This window comes from Cloacibacterium rupense, assembly GCF_014645495.1.
Taxonomy (GTDB): domain Bacteria; phylum Bacteroidota; class Bacteroidia; order Flavobacteriales; family Weeksellaceae; genus Cloacibacterium; species Cloacibacterium rupense.
On the sequence record NZ_BMLV01000006.1, the window covers coordinates 114689 to 134779 of the forward strand.

Below are 20091 nucleotides of genomic sequence, written 5' to 3' on the forward strand. Positions count from 1 at the left end.
GGATTCATTTATTTCATAAATAATTAATATTGACTATTAAAGTTCAAGTGCTTTTCTTTCATCACCTCCCATTAAGATTTCCACAGGATTGTCTAGTGCTTCTTTTACAGCAACTAAGAAACCTACAGATTCTCTACCGTCAATAATTCTGTGGTCATAAGAAAGAGCTACATACATCATAGGTCTTATCACCACTTGACCTTTTACAGCCACTGGTCTTTCGATAATGTTGTGCATTCCTAAGATTGCAGATTGAGGCGGATTGATAATTGGCGTGGAAAGCATAGACCCAAAAACACCACCGTTGGTAATGGTAAATGTACCACCAGTCATTTCATCAATCGTTATTTTACCATCTCTAACTTTGGTAGCTAATTCTTTAATGCTAGCTTCTACACCTCTCAAAGTAAGATTTTCAGCATTTCTAAGTACAGGAACCATCAGACCTTTAGGGCCAGAAACCGCGATAGAGATATCACAAAAATCATTATTGATTTTGAAATCACCATCTATCATTGCATTTACATCTGGATACATCTGTAAAGCTCTAGTAACTGCTTTGGTAAAGAAAGACATAAAGCCAAGACCTACGCCATGCTTAGCTGCGAACTCATCTTTATATTGTTTTCTAATTCTGAAAATTTCAGACATATCTACTTCGTTAAAAGTAGTTAGCATAGCGGTTTCATTTTTTACTGAAACCAATCTGGCTGCTAATTTTCTTCTAAGAACTGAAAGTTTAGTAGTAGTTTGCGCTCTGCTTCCAGTATTAGAAACACCCATTGCAGGAACACTTGGAGTTGCTTTTTGTGCATCTTCTTTGGTAATTCTTCCGTCTCTACCAGTTCCTGAAACGCTAGCAGGCTCTATGCCTTTTTCATCTAGAATTTTTTTGGCAGCTGGCGATGGCGCGTTGGTTGCATAAGTAGCTGGTGCTGGTGTAGCTTTTGGAGCTTCAGGTTGAGGAGCTTCAACTTTTGGTTCTTCTTTTGCAGGTGCAGGCGCAGCTGTCTCTCCTGATGGCTTAGAAGCACTTCTATCGATTAAACAAACCACTTGACCTACTTTTACCACCTCACCTTCTTCTGCTTTTAGCGTAATGATACCGCTTTCTTCGGCAGGAAGTTCTAAAGTTGCTTTATCAGAATCTACTTCTGCTATCGCTTGGTCTTTTTCTACATAATCTCCATCTTTTACCAACCAAGTAGCAATTTCTACTTCTGTGATTGATTCTCCCGGAGAAGGAACTTTCATTTCTAATATTGACATTGTATGTATATTTTTATCTATTTTTAATCATTAACTGTTGTTATTGGTTTTATCAATTTTGCATTTTCAGCAGTAATCCCGAAAACACCATTGATCACTCCTTTTTGATTTTTGTCAAATTTCTTGTGGGTACCTGGTGCAGGGGTTCCACTAGAAACAGGTGAAACCACTTGAATGTTTTGATTTCTGAAATTACGCAGCATGAAAGTCCAAGCTCCCATATTTTCTGGTTCTTCCTGAGCCCAAACAAATTCTTTTCTGTTGTTGTATTTTTCTAAAATTTCGTTAATTCTTAAATTATCAAGCGGATATAATTGCTCTAATCTTACCAAAGCTACTTTTTCGTCATTTAATTCCTCTTTTTTAGCCAGTAATTCATAGTACAATTTACCTGAACAGAATACCAATTTTTCTACTTTTTTAGGATCTGCACTAGCATCATCTATTACTGGTTGGAAGCTTCCGTTAGCCAATTCTTCTACACTAGAAACCACTTTAGGATGTCTTAGTAATGATTTTGGTGTCATTACTACCAATGGTTTTCTGAAAGGGAATTTCATTTGTCTTCTCAATAAATGGAAGTAATTGGCAGGTGTAGTACAATTAGCTACAAAAATATTGTGATTAGCACATAGCTCTAAGAACCTTTCTAATCTAGCAGAAGAGTGCTCAGCTCCTTGCCCTTCGAAACCGTGTGGTAAAAGCATTACCAAACCATTTTGTACTTTCCATTTTTCCTCAGCAGCTACCAAATATTGGTCTATAATGATTTGCGCTCCGTTTACAAAATCACCAAACTGTGCTTCCCAAATGGTCAATGTATTAGGAGAAGCCATAGCATAACCATAATCAAAACCTAAAACTCCATATTCTGAAAGCAATGAATTATAAACATCAAATTTTTGATTTGAAACTTGTTTTAGAGGGATGTATTCTTCTTCACTATCTTCTGTTTTTACCACTGCGTGTCTGTGAGAAAAAGTACCTCGTTCTACATCTTCACCAGAAATTCTAACATTACTGCCTTCGATAAGAAGTGTGGCATAAGCTAGTAGTTCTCCCATAGCCCAGTCTAGAGCATTGTTTTCTACCATTTTTACTCTGGCTTCAAACAATCTAGAGATTTTATTGATGAATTTTTTATTTGAAGGTAAAGTAGATATCTTAACTGCTAATTCTTTAAGCTTTTCTACATCAAAACCTGTAGGATAATTAGCATAAATTTCTTCTATATTACCTCTTTTGTATGATTTCCAGTCGTCTTCCATAAAGACAGCCATTGTATTGATTTCTATTTCTTTGGCAGCTTCGAAGTTTTCGTCTAGAAGTTCTTTAAACTGTTGTTCCATTTCGGCTAAAACAGCATCAGAAACTACTCCTTCATCTTTGAGTTTTTTCTTATAAATTTCTCTAGGATTTGGGTGTTTTGCAATGATTTTGTACAAATTAGGTTGGGTAAATCTAGGTTCATCACCCTCATTGTGCCCATATTTTCTGTAACCTAATAAATCGATATAAACGTCTTTTCCAAATCTATTTCTATAATCTGCTGCAAATCTGATGGCGTGTACTACGGCTTCTACATCATCGTCATTTACGTGCATTACAGGAGAATCTGTCACTTTTGCAATATCTGTACAATATACAGAAGAACGAGCATCTAGATAATTGGTAGTAAAACCTACTTGGTTGTTCACTACAATATGCACAGTACCACCGGTTTTATAGCCTTCTAAAGTCATCATCTGAGCCACTTCATAGACCAAACCTTGGCCAGCAATGGCAGCATCTCCGTGAATAACGATTGGTAAAACTTTTTTAGAATCACCTTCAAAAACATTATCTATTTTGGCTCTGCTAATTCCTTGAACTAATGCAGCTACAGTTTCTAAGTGTGAAGGATTGGGAACTAAGTTTATTCTAACCTCTTCACCTGCGGCAGTTGTAATTTTTTTAGAAGCACCGAGGTGATATTTTACGTCACCAGAAAATACATCTTCTTCGAATTCTTTTCCTTCGAATTCAGAGAAAATTTGTTTGTATGATTTTTGGAAAACATTGGTCAAAACATTCAGTCTTCCTCTATGAGCCATCCCTAGAATCACCTCATCTACTCCATGTACAGATGACCTAGAAATCAATTGGTCTAATGCTGGGATTAGAGATTCGCCACCTTCTAGTGAGAAGCGTTTTTGTCCAACAAATTTGGTATGCAAATAATTTTCGAAGGCAACTGCTTGGTTTAATTTATGTAGAATTTCTCGTTTTTCAGAAGCTGATAATATAGGGCGATTTTCATCTTTATGAAGCCATTCTTTAATGAATTTTTTCTCCTCTACATTATTGATATGCATATATTCTACCCCAATAGAATTACAATAAATTTTCTCTAAATGCACTATTATATCAGCCAATGTAGCAGGGCCTTTCATACCTGTTTCTATAGCGCAATTAAAAACCGTGGAGAGATCTTCTCTAGAAAGACCATAATTTTCAATGGATAAATCTGGCGTGTAAGTTCTTCTTTCTCTAACCGGATTGGTTTTGGTAAAAAGATGACCTCTTCTTCGGTAATCATAAATTAAATTAATTACTTTAAATTCTTTTTCTATATTCTGAGGTACATTTCCAGAAGTTATTGCTTGGGTAGCCAACTGCTGAACTGTAATCCCCGAATCATCACCATACATCTCTAAAGCGAAATCAAAACCTTGGAAAAACGCTTTCCAAGATGGTTCTATAGAATCAGGAAATTTTAAATATTGTTGATATAAATCTTCAATAAACTGCGAGTGTGCCGCATTAAGGAATGAAAACTTGTCCATTTTAAACAGATTATCTGTGTATTATGATTAAAAAAACTGTATTTTACAAAAGTAATAAAAAATGTGGACTGACAGCAGATGATTTTGGTAAATTAATATAGTTTTTAACTATTCTTTTCAATCGAAATTATTTAAAAACGGGTAATGAGAGTTTTATTTTGACATCTGCTCTAGAATTAGGAGCTTCTATGAACATTTCTTGGAGTTCACCATTTCTCATACTGTCTTTTTTAGCTTTGTCTAGTAAAAGTTTTATTGCTTTGGTTCTGCCATCATATTTGCCTTGATAGTAAACAATATAGGATTCTGATGGGCTTACGGTTCTAAAACTAAAATTATTATCAGAAACACCTACCCTTTTTGACAGAGGAAGCCCATAATAATAAGAAACCTCTTTATTTTTATAACCATTTGGATCGGTTATTAAAATAGGAGAACCAAACTCATCTTCTTTTTTATCTAAATCTTTTGTCACAAAATTATAAACCTTACCATGGTTAAGTTCTATATTTTTTATGAGTTCACCTTTTTTATTAACACTAGATACATTAACACCTAACAATAGGAAGCCTTTTTGTTGCTCTACCATCAATGTATCATATTTAATATTTGACAATAATATCTCTTTATCTACCTTGCCACTTAGAAGCTGTGAAAGATTCACCATCGATTTATCTATGGTGTTTACAACATAATCTTCTGACACCAAATTATAAGCACGGCCTAGAAAACTAGTTCTAGGTGTAGTGACATACCAAATGATTTTGGTAGTATTGTTATGAGGTACGAATTTAAGGTCTATCTTATAAGGACTAGGGCCATTAGCCTCATAAAGTTGGTATTTAAGAGAAGATAAATGATTCTCGTAACGAATAAAAAGGTCTCCGAAATCAGAATTAGATTTCATATTTTGGAAATTCATCGAACTTCCTTGCCCTTCATATGGAGTATAATATGAAAATTTGTATCCTTTTTTGGTCACAAAAAAATCATTCCATTGGGTAAAGTTTTGCAAATTATTGAACTGAGGAAAAACTTTTTCTATTGGATATTTTACTTCGGTTTCTATCACAAAACTTTTAGACTCATCTACTAAAAACATAGATAATGAATAGATACCAAAGAGTAGAATACCAAAGTAAATAAAAATTTTAAATCCCTTCATTCAATAAAAAACAATTAATTCAACTAAAAACTAATGAGCATGCTCATCTTCAGCATTACATAAACCCACAATCTTGTGGAAAACATCGTGTAAAGAAGTAAGTTCAGTTTTAATAAATTCATCAGAAGCATTGGCTTTTATTTTTTTATTAAGAGCTTTAGTTCCTTTTACCAATTCTTTAAGATTTTTTTTCACTTCTTTTTTATTGACAACATCAACCGGAATTTCAGATTTTTGAAAAGCGATAGCTTTTGCTTGCATTTCATCTATTTTAGATTTAATAGGAGCTAAATTACCTTCTTCTGCTGGGTGAAAAGTAGTGCTCATTATTTTATGAAAATCATTTTTTTCTTTCCAATCTTTCACTTGTGCAGATGCAAAAGTTGATACAAATAATAAAGCTAATGCTGCGAATAAAAATTTAATATTTTTCATTTGTTATATTTTTTTATGTTCTGGCAAATTTAGAATTAAAAATCGGGCTTGCAAAAATTTTACAAGCCCGATTAGTAAATTTAAGAAAAGATTAAGGAATTATAGTTCCGTCTTTTATTATTGCATCTTTTTTAATCACAATTACGCCATCTTTTATACAATAGGTATCAAATTCTCCGTCTTGTAAATGCTTATTTCCTATAATTCTGACATTGTTACCAATATGGCAATTTTTATCTAGAATGGCATTTTCGATATAACAAAATTTACCAACACCAATGCTTGGAATTCCCTTTTTCTCATTTTCTTCTATATCTTCTATGGTTTGATAGTAATCTGCACCCATTATATAAGATCTAATTACGGTACTACCTTTATCTATTCTAGTTCTAATACCTACCAAAGTATGCTCTATCTTATCTGCCATAATGATACATCCGTCCCCAAAAACAGCTTTATTCACAAAAGAACCATTAATTTTAGATGGAGGCAACATTCTAGCTCTGGTGTAGATTGGCGAAGAGCTAAACATATTAAATTTAGGAACTTCATTGGTTAAATCCATATTAGCTTCAAAAAATGAGCCGATAGTTCCTATATCTGTCCAATAACCTGTATATTGGTAGCTCAATGTAGTATATCCTTTACTGATGGCATTTGGGATTAATTCTTTACCAAAATCATCTCCTGGATCTTCTTGGAACATTTTTTTCAAAACTTTTTTATTGAAAACGTAAATTCCCATAGAAGCTAGGTATTCTCTTCCTTGATATTTCATTTCGTCTGACACTTCAGACTTCCAATCAGGCAACAAATCAGAGGCTGGTTTTTCTATAAATGAGGTAATATGGCCTTCTTCGTTAGATTTTAAAATTCCAAAACCTGTAGCGTCTTTAGCATTTACAGGAATAGTAGCAATGGTAATATCACCTCCGTTTTTCACGTGGAAGTCTATCATTTCTTTAAAATCCATTTGATACAGTTGGTCACCAGACAATATGAGAATATAATCATAGTCATACTTTTCTAGATGTCTCATAGATTGTCTTACAGCATCTGCGGTACCCTGATACCAATTTTCATTTTCTGTACTTTGTTCTGCTGCTAAAATATCTACAAAACCCTTACTAAAGATATCAAAATGATAAGTATTTTTGATATGAGAATTAAGCGATGCAGAATTAAATTGTGTAAGTACCATAATTCTATTAAAGCCAGAATTAAGGCAATTAGAAATTGGAATATCCACTAACCTGTACTTACCTGCAATAGGAACAGCAGGTTTAGAACGTTTGTCTGTAAGAGGGAACAACCTGCTTCCGCGTCCTCCTCCTAAAACAATTGAAATAACACTTGGTTTCATATATGTTTTTGTTTTTGAATTTTTTTTAAATCTGAGAGTTATTATTTAAGTTTTGTTTTTCGAATATATTCTAACATTATATTAATCTAAAACTTCACATGATAATAACTTTTCTATTTTTTCTCGTATAAAGTTATGTATTTTTCTGCAGAATTTTCCCATGAAAAATCTAAATTCATGATAACATTTCTCAGGTTTTTCATTAATTCTTTGTCCATATACACATACAGTGCTCTCTTAATAGCATGTACGGCATCATCAGAACCTGGGAAAGTATAATTAAGTCCATAACCGCCAGAAGCGATATCCTTTACCGTGTCTTTTAGACCACCAGTGTAGCGTACAATAGGAATGGTACCATAGCGCATAGCATACATTTGGTTTAAACCGCAAGGCTCTACTCTAGAAGGCATTAACAAGAAATCTGAACTTGCATAAATTTTATGAGACAAATACTCTTTGTAACCTAAATCTAATGCAAAATTGATATAAAATTCTTTTCTCAGTTCTTTTAAGGTATGTTCTAATTGAAGATTTCCAGAGCCTAAAACTATGATATTAAGTTCTCCGCCTGTTTCTTGAACAGCTCTTCTGATAATATCAGGAAGCATATCTGCTCCTTTTTCTCCTGCAAATCTTCCTATGAATGAAAAAAGTGGTAAATCTGGATTTAGTCGATACTCTTCGCAGAGTTTTTCTTTACTTTTTCTTTTTCCTTCTGTAAAATCTGCTGAAGAAAAATTAAAATCTAGCATAGAATCAGTTGCAGGATTCCAAACTTCTACATCTATTCCGTTGATAATTCCATGCGCTTTTCTATGTTCTTGTCTTATCAATTCTTCTAGACCTTGAGCTTCTTCATAGAGTTCATCCATATAACCTTGAGAAACAGCAGTAAATTCGTGACAACATTTAATCATAGAAGCTAGCGGATTTATCCTACCTTTCCAATCTAGAAGCCCCCATTTCCATGCATCAAAACGAGGCATATAATTAGACATTTGCCAATCCATACTTCCTTGATACTCACCATTATGTATAGTTCCTATGGTTTTCACCCCTTTCAAAAATTCAAAATCTGGACAATATTCTACCATAAAAGGCACCAAACCTACGTGAGAATCGTGACAATGTAGTACATCTGGACGAATTTGCATTGCAGAAAGCCAATGTAAAACCGCTTGTTGAAACGCGATAAACTGCTGACTTTCATCAAAATAACCATACACATTATCTCTGTCTAAAAGTCCTGGAATTTTCACCAAATACAATTCATATCCCAGAACATTGTGTTTCTCTTTCAGAACCAATACTTGATACATATGATGAATCTGATGTATAAAACCATCAAAAACCACTTCGAATTCATTTTCATGAACAAACGGCTTGTTGTACCACGGCATTACAACTTTTGCATCTACACCCAATTTTTTTTGATATTTAGGTAAAGCTCCTACTACATCTGCCAAACCGCCTACTTTAGCAACTGGAAAACATTCTACGCTTAAGTGAAATACTTTCATTTTAATTAAAATTTGTGTTTTGTATTATTGATGATTCATCATTAAAATTAAAAAATGAATCAAGTTTTTATTACTTCTTGATGGTCGTTTTAGAATCAGTCTTTTTAATTTTCTTTTTCTCTGTTTGCTTCAAGATAAGACCAGAAAGAGGCGGCAAAGTAACAATCATAGAATTGGACTTGTTATTCCAACCGGTTTCTTCGTACCACTTAATTTCGGCTTTAATTCCGCTTCCTCCAAATTCTTTGTTATCAGAATTTAGGATAACTCTCCATTTTGTACCTTCTTCTATGCCAATTTTGTAATCAAAAGTTCTAGGCGTAAGATTGAGAACGGTCATTAAAATATCCTCTTCAGTTTTTCCTTTTCTTAAAAAAACATAGATAGAATTATCCTCATCATTTGCTTCAATCCATTCAAAACCATACGGATTAAAATTATTTTCTGAAAGTGCTTTTTCTTCCTTAAATATTAAATTAAGTTTTTTCACAAAATCTTGCAATCCTTTATGAATAGGATACTGCAAAAGATGCCAATCTAAACTTTGGCTAAAATTCCATTCGTGAGTTTGCCCGAATTCTCCACCCATAAAAAGCAATTTATTGCCCGGATGCGCGTACATATAGGTGTACATTGCACGCAGATTAGCGTGTTTTTGCCATTCATCTCCCGGCATTTTAAAAATCAAACTGCTTTTTCCGTGAACTACTTCATCATGAGAAAGAGGCAACATAAAATTCTCATTCAACATATACATGGTACTGAATGTAAGCTTATGATGATGATATTTTCTAGCGATAGGATCTTCTTTGAAATATTTCAGCGTATCGTGCATCCAACCCATCATCCACTTCATCCCAAAACCGAGACCGCCATCATAAATAGGTTTGGTTACTTTCGGGAAATCACTGCTATCTTCTGCTATGGTCTGTATATCTGGAAATTCTCTATAAACAATGGTATTCATTTCTTTAATAAAATCTATGGCTTCTAAATTTCGATTATCTCCATAGATATTAGGTTCCCATTCTCCTTCAGCTCTAGAATAATCTAACTCTAACATAGAACGAACCGCATCTACACGCAAACCATCTGCGTGGTATCTGTCTAACCAAAAACAAGCATTAGAAATTAAAAAAGATTTCACTTCATTTCTTCCGTAATTGAAGATATGAGATTTCCAATCTGGGTGAAAACCTTTTCTAGGGTCTTCGTGTTCGTAGAGAAAACTTCCATCAAAAAAATGCAAACCATTAGCATCTCCCGGAAAATGAGATGGCACCCAATCTAAAATTACTCCGATATCATTTTTGTGCAATTCTTCAATTAAGTACATCAAATCTTGTGGACCTCCAAAACGTGAACTTGCAGCAAAAAAACCTGTAATTTGGTAACCCCAACTTGGGTCATATGGATATTCCATCACGGGCATAAATTCTACATGCGTAAAATTCATTTCCTTAACATAAGGCACTAGTCTATCAGCGATTTCTCTATAAGTGAAAAATTTATTCGGATCATCTACACCTCGCATCCAAGAAGCCAAATGAACTTCGTAAACAGACATTGGGGCATCTAGAGAATTTTTTTGGTAGCGATTTGCCATCCAGTTTTTATCATCCCATTCATAATAGGTGGTATTGACAATAGAACCAGCATTGGTAGAATTCTCCCATTGTAACGCATAAGGATCGCCTTTTTCTAGATAATGACCACTGTAAGCTTTGATACCATATTTATAAACATCTCCCCAATCTAAACCTTCTATAAAACCTTCCCAAATCCCCGAATTATCCCATCTCCATAATAATTGATGCGTATGAGAATTCCACCCATTAAAATTTCCAATTACAGAAACTTCTTTCGCATTAGGTGCCCATACCGCAAAGTAAACACCATTTCTTCCCTCTTTTTGGACTTTATGAGAGCCCATTTTTTCGTAAAGTTTAAAGTGCTTTCCCTCTTTGAAAAGATGAATATCAAAATCGGTAAAGAGGGTAAAAGGTTCTACTTGATGAGACATATTTTCATTTGTTTATTTGGTGAATTCAAAAATTGAAATTAAGAAATTTTTCTTTAGCAATTTAAACATTTTTATTAACTAAAACAATTAATAAAACCAACTCTTTTGATTAAATTAACATTTTCAATAAATAAAAACAATTAACCATTATTTAACAATAAAATAAAGTTTTTCTTAACTAATTTATTTTAAATTTTGTCATTCAATATTTTTTTATAAATTTAATCTTTAATAATGATTTGAGGAAAAATTTTAACTATGAAGTTCTATTTAAGAAGTGCGGAAATTGATGAAAGACCTATCTATATTACTGGAAATTTCAATGATTGGAATCCTAGAGACAACAACTTTGTCTTAGAAAAAGATTCTAAAATTGAAGACTTGTATTTTATAGAGATTAAAGACGAAAAACTACCAGATCTCATAGAATTCAAATTTACAAAAGGAGGTTGGGAAAGCGTAGAAATAGACCGTTACGGAAATGTAACACCCAACAGAAAAATTGAAAAATCCAAAAAGAACAGCAAAAATTCTGTTGAAAAATGGAGACTCAATTGGGGGCCTTTCAAAAAAGAGTTTTTCCCGATTGTAGAATTGATTTCGGAGAAATTTTTTATGCCTCAACTCAATAAATCCAGAAAAGTTTGGGCACTTTTACCTTTTGATTATCACAAAACAAACAAAGAATATCCTGTTTTGTACCTTCAAGATGCACAAAATCTATTTAATGAAGGCTCAGAATTCGGAAATTGGGAAATTGACAAAAAACTCTCTATCCTCTCCGAATACGGACGTGGAGACATTATTATCATCGCCATAGAAAACGGAAAAGACGATAGAATTAAGGAATATATTTTAGATAAATCTTCGCTTACAGACAATGCAGAAGGCAAAAAATACATCAGATTTGTAACAGACACGCTGAAACCTTATGTAGATTCTGTTTACAGAACCAAACAAGAGCGAGAATTTACAGGAATCGGCGGCAGTTCTCTTGGTGCTTTAATCAGTATTTATGGTGGCTTTTTGTATCCTGAAGTGTATTCTAAATTACTAATTTTTTCGCCGTCGCTTTGGTTAAATCCTGAAAATAATTTTCAATTGTTGAATTTTAGCAATCATTACAAAACCAAAGTTTATCTATACGGAGGCGAAAAAGAAGGCTCTAAAATGGTGGAAAGAATTCATCTTTTTGAAGATGCCTTAATGAACTGGGAGAAAACGCAATCGCTTGATTTTGAAACCAAAGTAAGCATTAATTCTGAAGGCGAACACAACGAATTTTATTGGTCACAAGAATTTCCTAGAGCAATAGAATGGTTGTTTTTCGACAGCAAAGAAGATCCCACAAAAATTGCGAAAAAAGAAATCACCGAAAGCTAATTTTATTAAATTTTAATTATTTGAAATAAAAAATGATAGAAAAAATCAACATACAATCAAAAACCGAAAAAAATTATTCTCAAATCTTTGAGTTTATCTCTGAAGAAACTTGGGAAACTAAAAAAGATATTTTTGACAAAAACACTTCTCTTTTCTTCAGCGGAAAAAAGAATGAAACCTTTGTTTTAATTAAAGATGAAATCACTCATTTCCTCATCGGAACAGGAAAATCAACCGCCAAAAACCACGAAATTAAATCTGTTGCACAAAAATTTGCTTATGATTTTCGTAATAAAATCTCTGCAACTCCTACGCTACTTTTAGCAGACAATTTAGAAAAAGAAAGCATTGTAAAAGGTTTATTTTTAGGAACGTATGAATATCCTTTTTCTCAAAATCATCTCTTTTTTAATGATGATTTTTCATTAGAATTTGATAATTTTACAGAAAATATCTCTAAAAACACATTATCTCTTTGCAACGGACAATTCGCGGCGATGGATTGGCTTAATAAACCTGCCAATTACAAAAAAGTTCTGCATATTTCAGAATTCTTAAAGAATATTTCAGAAAAATATAGCTTAAAATACTCTTGTTTTGATAGAAAAAAATGCGAAGAACTGGGTTTAGGTGCGTTTCTATCTGTAAATCAAGGAAGTAGCCAAGAAGCAGCTTTCACCATTTTAGAATACAACTGCGGAATTGAAAACGCAAAAACTGTAGGTTTGGTAGGAAAATGTGTGCTTTTCGACACAGGAGGAATTTCCATAAAACCTTCTGCCAATCTGCATTATATGAAATCTGATATGGGAGGTGCAACTGCTGTAATCGGAGCATTAATTACCGCAGCGGAAAGAAAAACGCCTGCAAATATTATCGCTATTTTACCCATTACGGACAATGCGGTTGCCAACAATGCGTATTTACCCAGCGATGTAATTAAAGCCTACAATGGAAAAACCATAGAAGTTCTAGACACCGATGCAGAAGGTAGAATGACGCTTGCAGACGGACTTTCGTACTTGTCTAAAAATTATAAAACAGATGTTTTACTAGATTTAGCCACACTTACAGGAAGTTCGGTAAGAATGTTCGGTTATACTTGCGGAGCGCTTTTCAGCAATGATAAAAATTTAAAAAATGCTCTAGAAAATGCGGGTGATAAAACCAATCAAAGGCTTTGGAATCTACCACTTTGGGACATTTGGAAAGACGAAATCTCTTCTGATGTGGCAGATTATAAAAATATTTCGATGAAACCTTTCGGAGATTGTATTGTAGCAGCTAAATTTTTAGAACAATTTATAGAAAATCACCCAAGTTGGGCACATCTAGACATTGCTGGAGTAGCTTTTGGGAATGTTTCTTATGCCAAAGAAAAAGCTGCAACTGGTTACGGAGTAGAATTATTAACAGAATTTTTAGAAACATTGGAAGTTGGAAGTTAGAAGATGGAAGAAATCAAACAATATCAAACATTTCAAACAACATCAAACCATATCAAACCATATCAAACAAAAATAAAATATGAACACATTTGTATGCATTTCAAGTTATTATAAAGGATATGATTTTATGGACGAGTGTAAGAAACTCGGCATTAAAGTCATTCTCATCACTTCAGAAAATTTAAAAGAAAAAAATTGGCCTTGGCACGCAATAGACGAGGTTTATTATATGCCAGAAACAGAACCTTTTACTTGGAATTTGGATCATTTGGTTCAAGGTTTTCAATATTTAATGAAAAATAATAAAATCGATTCTGTGGTGGCTTTAGATGATTTCGATGTAGAAAAAGCAGCGATGATTCGTGAGACGTTCAGAATTCCAGGAATGGGACAAACCACGCACAGATATTTCCGTGATAAGTTGGCAATGAGACAAATGGCGAAAGATTCCGGCATTAACATCCCTGCTTTTACCGCAATTTTTAATGATGAAATTCTACACGAATTTACACAAAATCACCCTGCACCTTGGGTTTTAAAACCTCGTTCAGAAGCTTCAGCTAGTGGAATTAAGAAAATTCATTCTACGGAACAACTTTGGGAAATTGTAAATAATCTAGGCGAAGAACGTTATAAATTTTTACTAGAAACCTTCAAACCTGGAGATGTTTTCCACGTAGATTCTTTGGTTTACAAAAAGGAAATTGTATTTACTTCTTGTTCACAATACCTTAATACACCTATGGAAGTTTCGCACGAAGGTGGTGTTTTTCGTACCAAAACTTTAGGTGCTTATTCTGATGAATTCAAGGCATTAGAGAAAATTAATGCTCAAGTTTTAGAGAAATTTGGGTTGGTAAATGGAGCTACTCACACCGAATTTATTCGCGGAAAAGAAGACGGAAAATACTATTTTCTAGAAACTTCGTCTAGAGTTGGTGGCGCTCACATTCCTGATATGGTAGAAGCTTCTACTGGAATTAACATTTGGAGAGAATGGGCAAAAATAGAAAACGCTCTCATTAATAACGAACCTTATAAAATTGCAGAACCAACCGGTTTTTATGCAGGTTTAATCATTTCTTTAGCTAAAGATTTACATCCTGATTTACAAGATTTTACCACCGAAGAATTGGTAAAAACGTTACCGATTGATTATCACGTAGGTTTGGTTTATAAATCTGGAGAAAAAGAAAGATTAAATGAACTTCTAGAAAATGCTGCCAAAATTATTGTAGAAAAACATTTGAGTATTATGCCTCCAAAAGATAAACCAACCACGTAAATAAAAGGTTCGATGTAGTTTGAATTTGTTTGAAAGTTCGATTTAGTTGTAAACTCCAAACCCTCAAACAAATTCAAACAATTCAAACAATTCAAACAATTTTAAACCATATATATGTCGCACATAGAACATCACAAATATTATTCGCATATTTTAAACAGAGACGTAAAAATAGAAGTTACGGGAACTTATGGTTATCCTGTGATAATGTTCCCTACTTCTAAAGGACAATACACCCAAAATCACGATTTCGGGTTGAATGACAGTATTTCATTTTTGGTAGATTCTGGGAAAATTAAATTGTACAATGTAGAAACTTTTGACAACGAAAATTTATATGCTAATTGGCAAAATCCTCAACAGAGAATTTGGCTTTATGAACAATACGTTCAGTTTTTGATTCAAGAATTTGTTCCTTTTATCCAAAAAATGCACAGTTGCCATAGAGTTGCCGTTGCAGGAGCAAGTTTTGGAGGTTTCCACGCTGCTAATTTTGCGTTTAGATTTCCTGATGTAGTATCTCATTTATTTGCACTTTCTGGTGCTTTTTCTTGCAGAAGTTTAGTTGACTATCACCAAGATATGTTGGTTTATTTCAATTGTCCAGAAGAATTTTTACCAAATGATGAAGGCTGGAAATACAATCATATGCACATTGTTTTGAGTACTTCTGATGAAGATATTTGCTTAGACAAAAACATCAGAATGTCTAAAATATTAGGCGCAAAAGGAATCAATCATTGGTATGACGAACAAAAATGGATAAAACACGATTGGCCACTTTGGAGAATGGTTTTCCCTAGATTTATGGGAACATTCTTTTCATAAGCAATGAGTAATTAACAAAAAGATTTAACAACTTAATAAATCAACGATTTTAAAAAAATTAAAAACATATTATGAAAAAAGTAGGAATTTTATTCGGAATGGAAGATACATTTCCGTGGGCATTTATAGACAGAGTAAACCAGCTAGGAAACGGCGAAGTAGTAGCTGAAGCTGTACAAATAAATGAACTAAACCAAGGCGAAGATTATGGTTATGCCGTAATTATCGACAGAATTTCGCAAGATGTGCCTTTTTACAGAGCTTATCTCAAAAACGCAGCGCTTAACGGAACTTACGTCATCAACAATCCTTTTTGGTGGAGTGCAGACGAAAAATTCTTCAACAATTGCTTGATGACAAAAATAGGCATTCCTGTTCCTAAAACTTATCTTTTGCCATCTTACGAAAGACCAGATGATACTACAGAAAAGTCTTTCAGAAATTTACAAGTGATTAATTGGGAGAAAATTTTCTCAGAAATAGGCTTTCCTGCTTATATGAAACCATTTGCAGGAGGCGGTTGGAAAAGCGTTTATAGAGTAGAAAATCCAGATGATTTATTTGCAAAACACGCAGAAACAGAACAATTGGTAATGATGCTTCAAGAGGAAATCGTTTTTGAAGATTATTACAGAGTGTATTGTTTAGGCAGAAAATACGTTCACATTATGCCTTATGAACCTAGAAATCCGCACCATTTAAGATATGTAACAGAATCGAAATATTCTGGAGAACAACTAGAAAACATCTTAAAAACCATTCACGATTACACGATAAAAATGAATGAAGCACTTGGTTATGATTTCAATACTGTAGAATTTGCTGTAAAAGACGGAATTCCTTATGCGATTGATTTTTGTAATCCAGCTCCAGATGCAGACATAAATTCTGTAGGACAAGCCAATTTTGATTGGATTGTAGAAAACGCAGCAAAATACGCCATCGAAAAAGCAAAAGAACACAAAGATGGTGCTCAAAATATTGATTGGGGAAATTTTGTAAAAGGGAAATTTTAATTGAGTTCGAGGTGGTTTGATGTAGTTTGAATTGTTTGATTTAGTTACAAATTTCAAACAATTTCAAACCTTAAAACAATTTCAAACCTTAAAACAGTTTCAAACCATCAGAAAAAAATTTTCAAAACACAAAAATATATGGAAGAAAAACACAAATTTACAATTGGTATAGAAGAAGAATATCAAATAATAGATATAGAAAGCAGAGATTTGGTTTCTCACGTTTCTAAAATTATTGAAGGCAGCCATGCTACACTTCACGAAAAACTCAAAAACGAAATGCATGAGTCTGTAGTAGAAATGGAAACCAGCATTTGCCAAAACATAAAACAAGCCAGAGAAGAAATGTACTCTCTAAGAAGACATTTAGTAGAGTTGGCAAAATCTCATAACTTGAGAGTTTCTGGCGGCGGAACTCACCCTTTTTCTGATTGGAAACTTCAAAATATCACCACGAAAGATCGTTACGACATCATTGTAAATGATATGGGAGATGTAGCTCGTTCTAATCTTATTTTCGGTTTGCATGTTCACGTTGGAGTTCCTAACAGAGAAGAAGGCATTAAAATCCAAAATATTGCAAGGTATTTTTTACCTCATATTTATGCTCTTTCTACTTGTTCACCATTTTGGGAAGGCAGAAACACCGGATTTAAATCTTATCGACAAAAAGTATTTGCAAAATTTCCTAGAACAGGCATTCCAAGTTATTTTAATTGTTGGGCAGATTTTGAACAATATGTAAATATTCTTGTAAAAACAGGAACCATTGATAATGCTAAAAAAATATGGTGGGATCTAAGGGTACATCCCATTTATCCAACTATAGAATTTAGAATCTGTGATATGCCACTTAGATTAGAAGAAACACTCTGCCTAGCTGCTCTTATGCAATGTATTGTTGCTAAAATTTACAAACTTCATCAGCAGAATATAAGTTTTAGAAGTTATAGAAGAATTCTAATTGCAGAAAACAAATGGAGAGCTTCTAAAATGGGAATAGATGCGGATTTAATAGACTTCGGAAAAGAAATAACCGTTCCTTACAACGCTCTATTAGAAGAATTATTAGAATTCATAGATGATGTGGTAGATGATTTGGATTGCCGAAAAGAGGTAGAATATGCCCGCGAAATTGTAAAAATGGGTACAGGTGCAGATAGAAAACTTAATGTTTATAAAGAAACTGGTGACCTGAAAAAAGTGGTAGACTATATGATTGCCGAAACAGAATATGGTCTATTTTAAGAATCAATTTGTTTTATTTACTTTTGCAAAAATTCAAAAAAATGACAGAGATAAAATTGGCATTGCTAGATATGAACAACAATCATCCTAATCAAGGAATGAGGAATATCCGTGAAATTTCAGCAGCATTTCAAAAAAATTCTGAGTTTGAGGTGAAAATTGAATATTTCGATGTTCGTTATAAAAACGAAATGCCAAATGTATCAGATTTTGATATTTTTATTTCATCTGGTGGACCAGGAACTCCGCACAAAGAAGGCCTTGATTGGGAAGAAAAATTTTCAAATTTTTTAGATGAAATTCTAGCTTTCAATAAAAAAAATGAACAAAAAAAATTCTTATTTCTTATCTGTCATAGCTTCCAATTGGCAAGCATTCACTGGGAAATTGGCAATGTTTGCAAAAGAAGGTCATATTCTTTCGGAATTATGCCCATTCACAAAACAGATGAAGGAGACGAAGAATTTTTATTCCAAAATCTACCAGACCCGTTTTTTGCTGTAGATTCTAGAGCTTATCAATTAATAGAACCAAACTATGAATCTATCTATAATTTGGGTGCAAAATTGGTAGCGATAGAGAAGTTTCGTCCACACGTTGCTCATTTAGAAAGAGCCATTATGGCGATTAGATTTTCTGATGAAATTTTCGGGACTCAATTCCATCCAGAAGCAGATCCTCTCGGAATGATGGAAAATCTAAAAGATGAAGCCAACAAAGAAGCAATGATAGAAAACTACGGCTTAGAAAAATACCACGAAACGCTAGATAGAATAAATGATGAGGATAAAATTGTACTTACTCAAGCTCAGATATTGCCAAGATTTTTACAAAATGCCGCAGAACAAGTTCAAAAAAAAAGTGAAATTTTAGTTTGTTAAAATTTCCTTTTTAGCCTTATAATATTTTGAATATTAATAAATTACACTCAAAACTTTTAAGGTGAAAACAAAAAAACAAAAACACTATGATTTCGAAATATAGAAAACAGTTTAACGAAGAGTTTTCTCAAGAAAAATATCAAAAACTGATAGAAACTTTAGAAAAAAGCAGCGGAACAACCAATGGTTTCAGACAATCTGAAAGTCCTATTTTCTTGTCAAAAGATTTTAAAAATAAATTAACGGATGCTTGTGATTCTATCATTTCTCAGGTTAAAACTTTCAGTAATGAAGAATTACAAAAAGCAATTCCAAAGCATCTTTTTGTACCTAATGATACAGAAAAACCTCATTTTCTTGCCATAGATTTTGGAATTTGTAAAAATGAAAACGGAGAAGTAGTTCCGCAATTAATTGAATTACAAGCTTTTCCTACACTTTATGCTTATCAAGAAGAATTTGAAGGTGCTATTTCGGAGATTTATCCTTTTTTACAAGAACTTAGAAATAGCATCCCCAAACCAGAATATATTCAGTTTTTGAAAGAGGTAATTGTGGGCGAAGAAAGTCCTGAAAATGTAATTCTTCTAGAAATTTTCCCAGAAGAACAAAAAACAAAAATAGATTTTTATCTTACCGAAAAATACCTTGGCATAAAAACCGTTTGCATTACCAAAATTAAGAAACAAGTCAAAAAATTATTCTACGAAAAAGACGGAAACCTTATCGAAATCAAAAGAATTTACAACCGAGTAATTTTTGATGAGCTAGAACAACATCCTAATCTAAAAACTGAATTCCAATTTACCGATGAACTAGACGTAAAATGGATTACACACCCAAATTGGTTTTTCAAGATTTCCAAGTTTATTCTACCAAAACTGAACCACGAATTTGTACCAAAAAGTTATTTTTTAGCAGATTTTCCAGAGACAGAAAACCTAGAAAATTTCGTTTTGAAACCTCTATTTTCTTTCGCAGGAAGTGGGGTAAACCTCTATCCTACCCCCGAAATTTTAGCAGAAATAGAAGACAAAGAAAACTATATTTTACAGAGAAAAGTGCAATATGCTCCACTTTTTGAAGATATTAATGGAGAGTTTTCGAAAGCAGAAATCAGGATGCTTTATCTTTGGAAAGAAGATGCCGAAAACCCACAATTGATGGATAATCTCGTAAGAATGACAAAAGCTGAAATGGTGAATGTGAATTTCAATAAAAAAGATGCCATTTGGATTGGAAGTTCTATTGCTTTTTTTGAAAAATAACTTGGATTTACAAATTACTATTTTAGATTTACAATTTGATATAGCTCCTTTTTGGGAGCTTTTTTCTAAAACACTGTTACATTTAGAGAGAGATTTCGCTACTTCGTGGCTTATAAAAAAACAATCGTTTA

At 33.2% G+C, this 20091-nt stretch carries 15 protein-coding genes; 8 read left to right on the top strand and 7 right to left on the bottom strand.

Going from position 1 to position 20091, the window contains the following annotated elements; all coding sequences use genetic code 11:
- Positions 1–36: 36 nt before the first annotated feature.
- The 7 genes from odhB to glgB all read right to left on the bottom strand — a co-directional run bounded on the left by odhB (position 37) and on the right by glgB (position 10603).
- The gene (gene odhB, locus IEW40_RS12370) at positions 37–1269 is read right to left on the bottom strand and encodes a 2-oxoglutarate dehydrogenase complex dihydrolipoyllysine-residue succinyltransferase (RefSeq protein ID WP_188618420.1); all 1233 of its coding nucleotides are present in this window, start codon (positions 1267–1269) and stop codon (positions 37–39) included.
- Between the two features lie 23 nt (positions 1270–1292).
- Entirely contained in the window at positions 1293–4094 is a 2802-nt protein-coding gene (locus IEW40_RS12375; RefSeq protein ID WP_188618421.1) for a 2-oxoglutarate dehydrogenase E1 component, read from the bottom strand.
- A 127-nt stretch (positions 4095–4221) separates the two neighbouring features.
- Entirely contained in the window at positions 4222–5259 is a 1038-nt protein-coding gene (locus IEW40_RS12380; RefSeq protein ID WP_188618422.1) for an SRPBCC family protein, read from the bottom strand.
- 30 nt (positions 5260–5289) lie between these two features.
- Positions 5290–5694, bottom strand: coding sequence for a hypothetical protein (locus IEW40_RS12385; protein WP_188618423.1), 405 nt, complete (start codon positions 5692–5694; stop codon positions 5290–5292).
- A gap of 91 nt (positions 5695–5785) precedes the next feature.
- Complete coding sequence (locus IEW40_RS12390; RefSeq protein WP_188618424.1) at positions 5786–7057, bottom strand: glucose-1-phosphate adenylyltransferase; 1272 nt, start codon at positions 7055–7057, stop codon at positions 5786–5788.
- A 113-nt stretch (positions 7058–7170) separates the two neighbouring features.
- Complete coding sequence (locus IEW40_RS12395) at positions 7171–8580, bottom strand: glycogen synthase (RefSeq protein ID WP_188618425.1); 1410 nt, start codon at positions 8578–8580, stop codon at positions 7171–7173.
- Positions 8581–8650: 70 nt separating this feature from the next.
- Positions 8651–10603: a 1,4-alpha-glucan branching protein GlgB gene (glgB, locus tag IEW40_RS12400; RefSeq protein WP_188618426.1), complete on the bottom strand. Its 1953-nt coding sequence runs from the start codon at positions 10601–10603 to the stop codon at positions 8651–8653.
- A 258-nt stretch (positions 10604–10861) separates the two neighbouring features.
- Between glgB and IEW40_RS12405 the strand changes: the two genes are divergently transcribed.
- The 8 genes from IEW40_RS12405 (at position 10862) to IEW40_RS12440 (ending at position 19960) form a co-directional block, all read left to right on the top strand.
- Entirely contained in the window at positions 10862–11986 is a 1125-nt protein-coding gene (locus IEW40_RS12405) for an alpha/beta hydrolase (protein WP_188618427.1), read from the top strand.
- A gap of 32 nt (positions 11987–12018) precedes the next feature.
- The gene (locus IEW40_RS12410; RefSeq protein ID WP_188618428.1) at positions 12019–13434 is read left to right on the top strand and encodes a leucyl aminopeptidase family protein; all 1416 of its coding nucleotides are present in this window, start codon (positions 12019–12021) and stop codon (positions 13432–13434) included.
- A gap of 79 nt (positions 13435–13513) precedes the next feature.
- Entirely contained in the window at positions 13514–14719 is a 1206-nt protein-coding gene (locus IEW40_RS12415) for an ATP-grasp domain-containing protein (protein WP_188618429.1), read from the top strand.
- Positions 14720–14833: 114 nt separating this feature from the next.
- Positions 14834–15547 (top strand): alpha/beta hydrolase-fold protein, encoded by a 714-nt coding sequence (locus IEW40_RS12420; RefSeq protein ID WP_188618430.1) that lies wholly within the window; start codon positions 14834–14836, stop codon positions 15545–15547.
- Positions 15548–15615: 68 nt separating this feature from the next.
- On the top strand, positions 15616–16563 hold the full coding sequence (locus IEW40_RS12425; protein ID WP_188618565.1) for an ATP-grasp domain-containing protein: 948 nt from the start codon (positions 15616–15618) through the stop codon (positions 16561–16563).
- A gap of 138 nt (positions 16564–16701) precedes the next feature.
- The gene (locus IEW40_RS12430; RefSeq protein WP_188618431.1) at positions 16702–17811 is read left to right on the top strand and encodes a carboxylate-amine ligase; all 1110 of its coding nucleotides are present in this window, start codon (positions 16702–16704) and stop codon (positions 17809–17811) included.
- Between the two features lie 41 nt (positions 17812–17852).
- Complete coding sequence (locus IEW40_RS12435; RefSeq protein ID WP_188618432.1) at positions 17853–18692, top strand: type 1 glutamine amidotransferase; 840 nt, start codon at positions 17853–17855, stop codon at positions 18690–18692.
- 86 nt (positions 18693–18778) lie between these two features.
- Entirely contained in the window at positions 18779–19960 is a 1182-nt protein-coding gene (locus IEW40_RS12440) for a hypothetical protein (protein WP_188618433.1), read from the top strand.
- Positions 19961–20091: the final 131 nt, after the last annotated feature.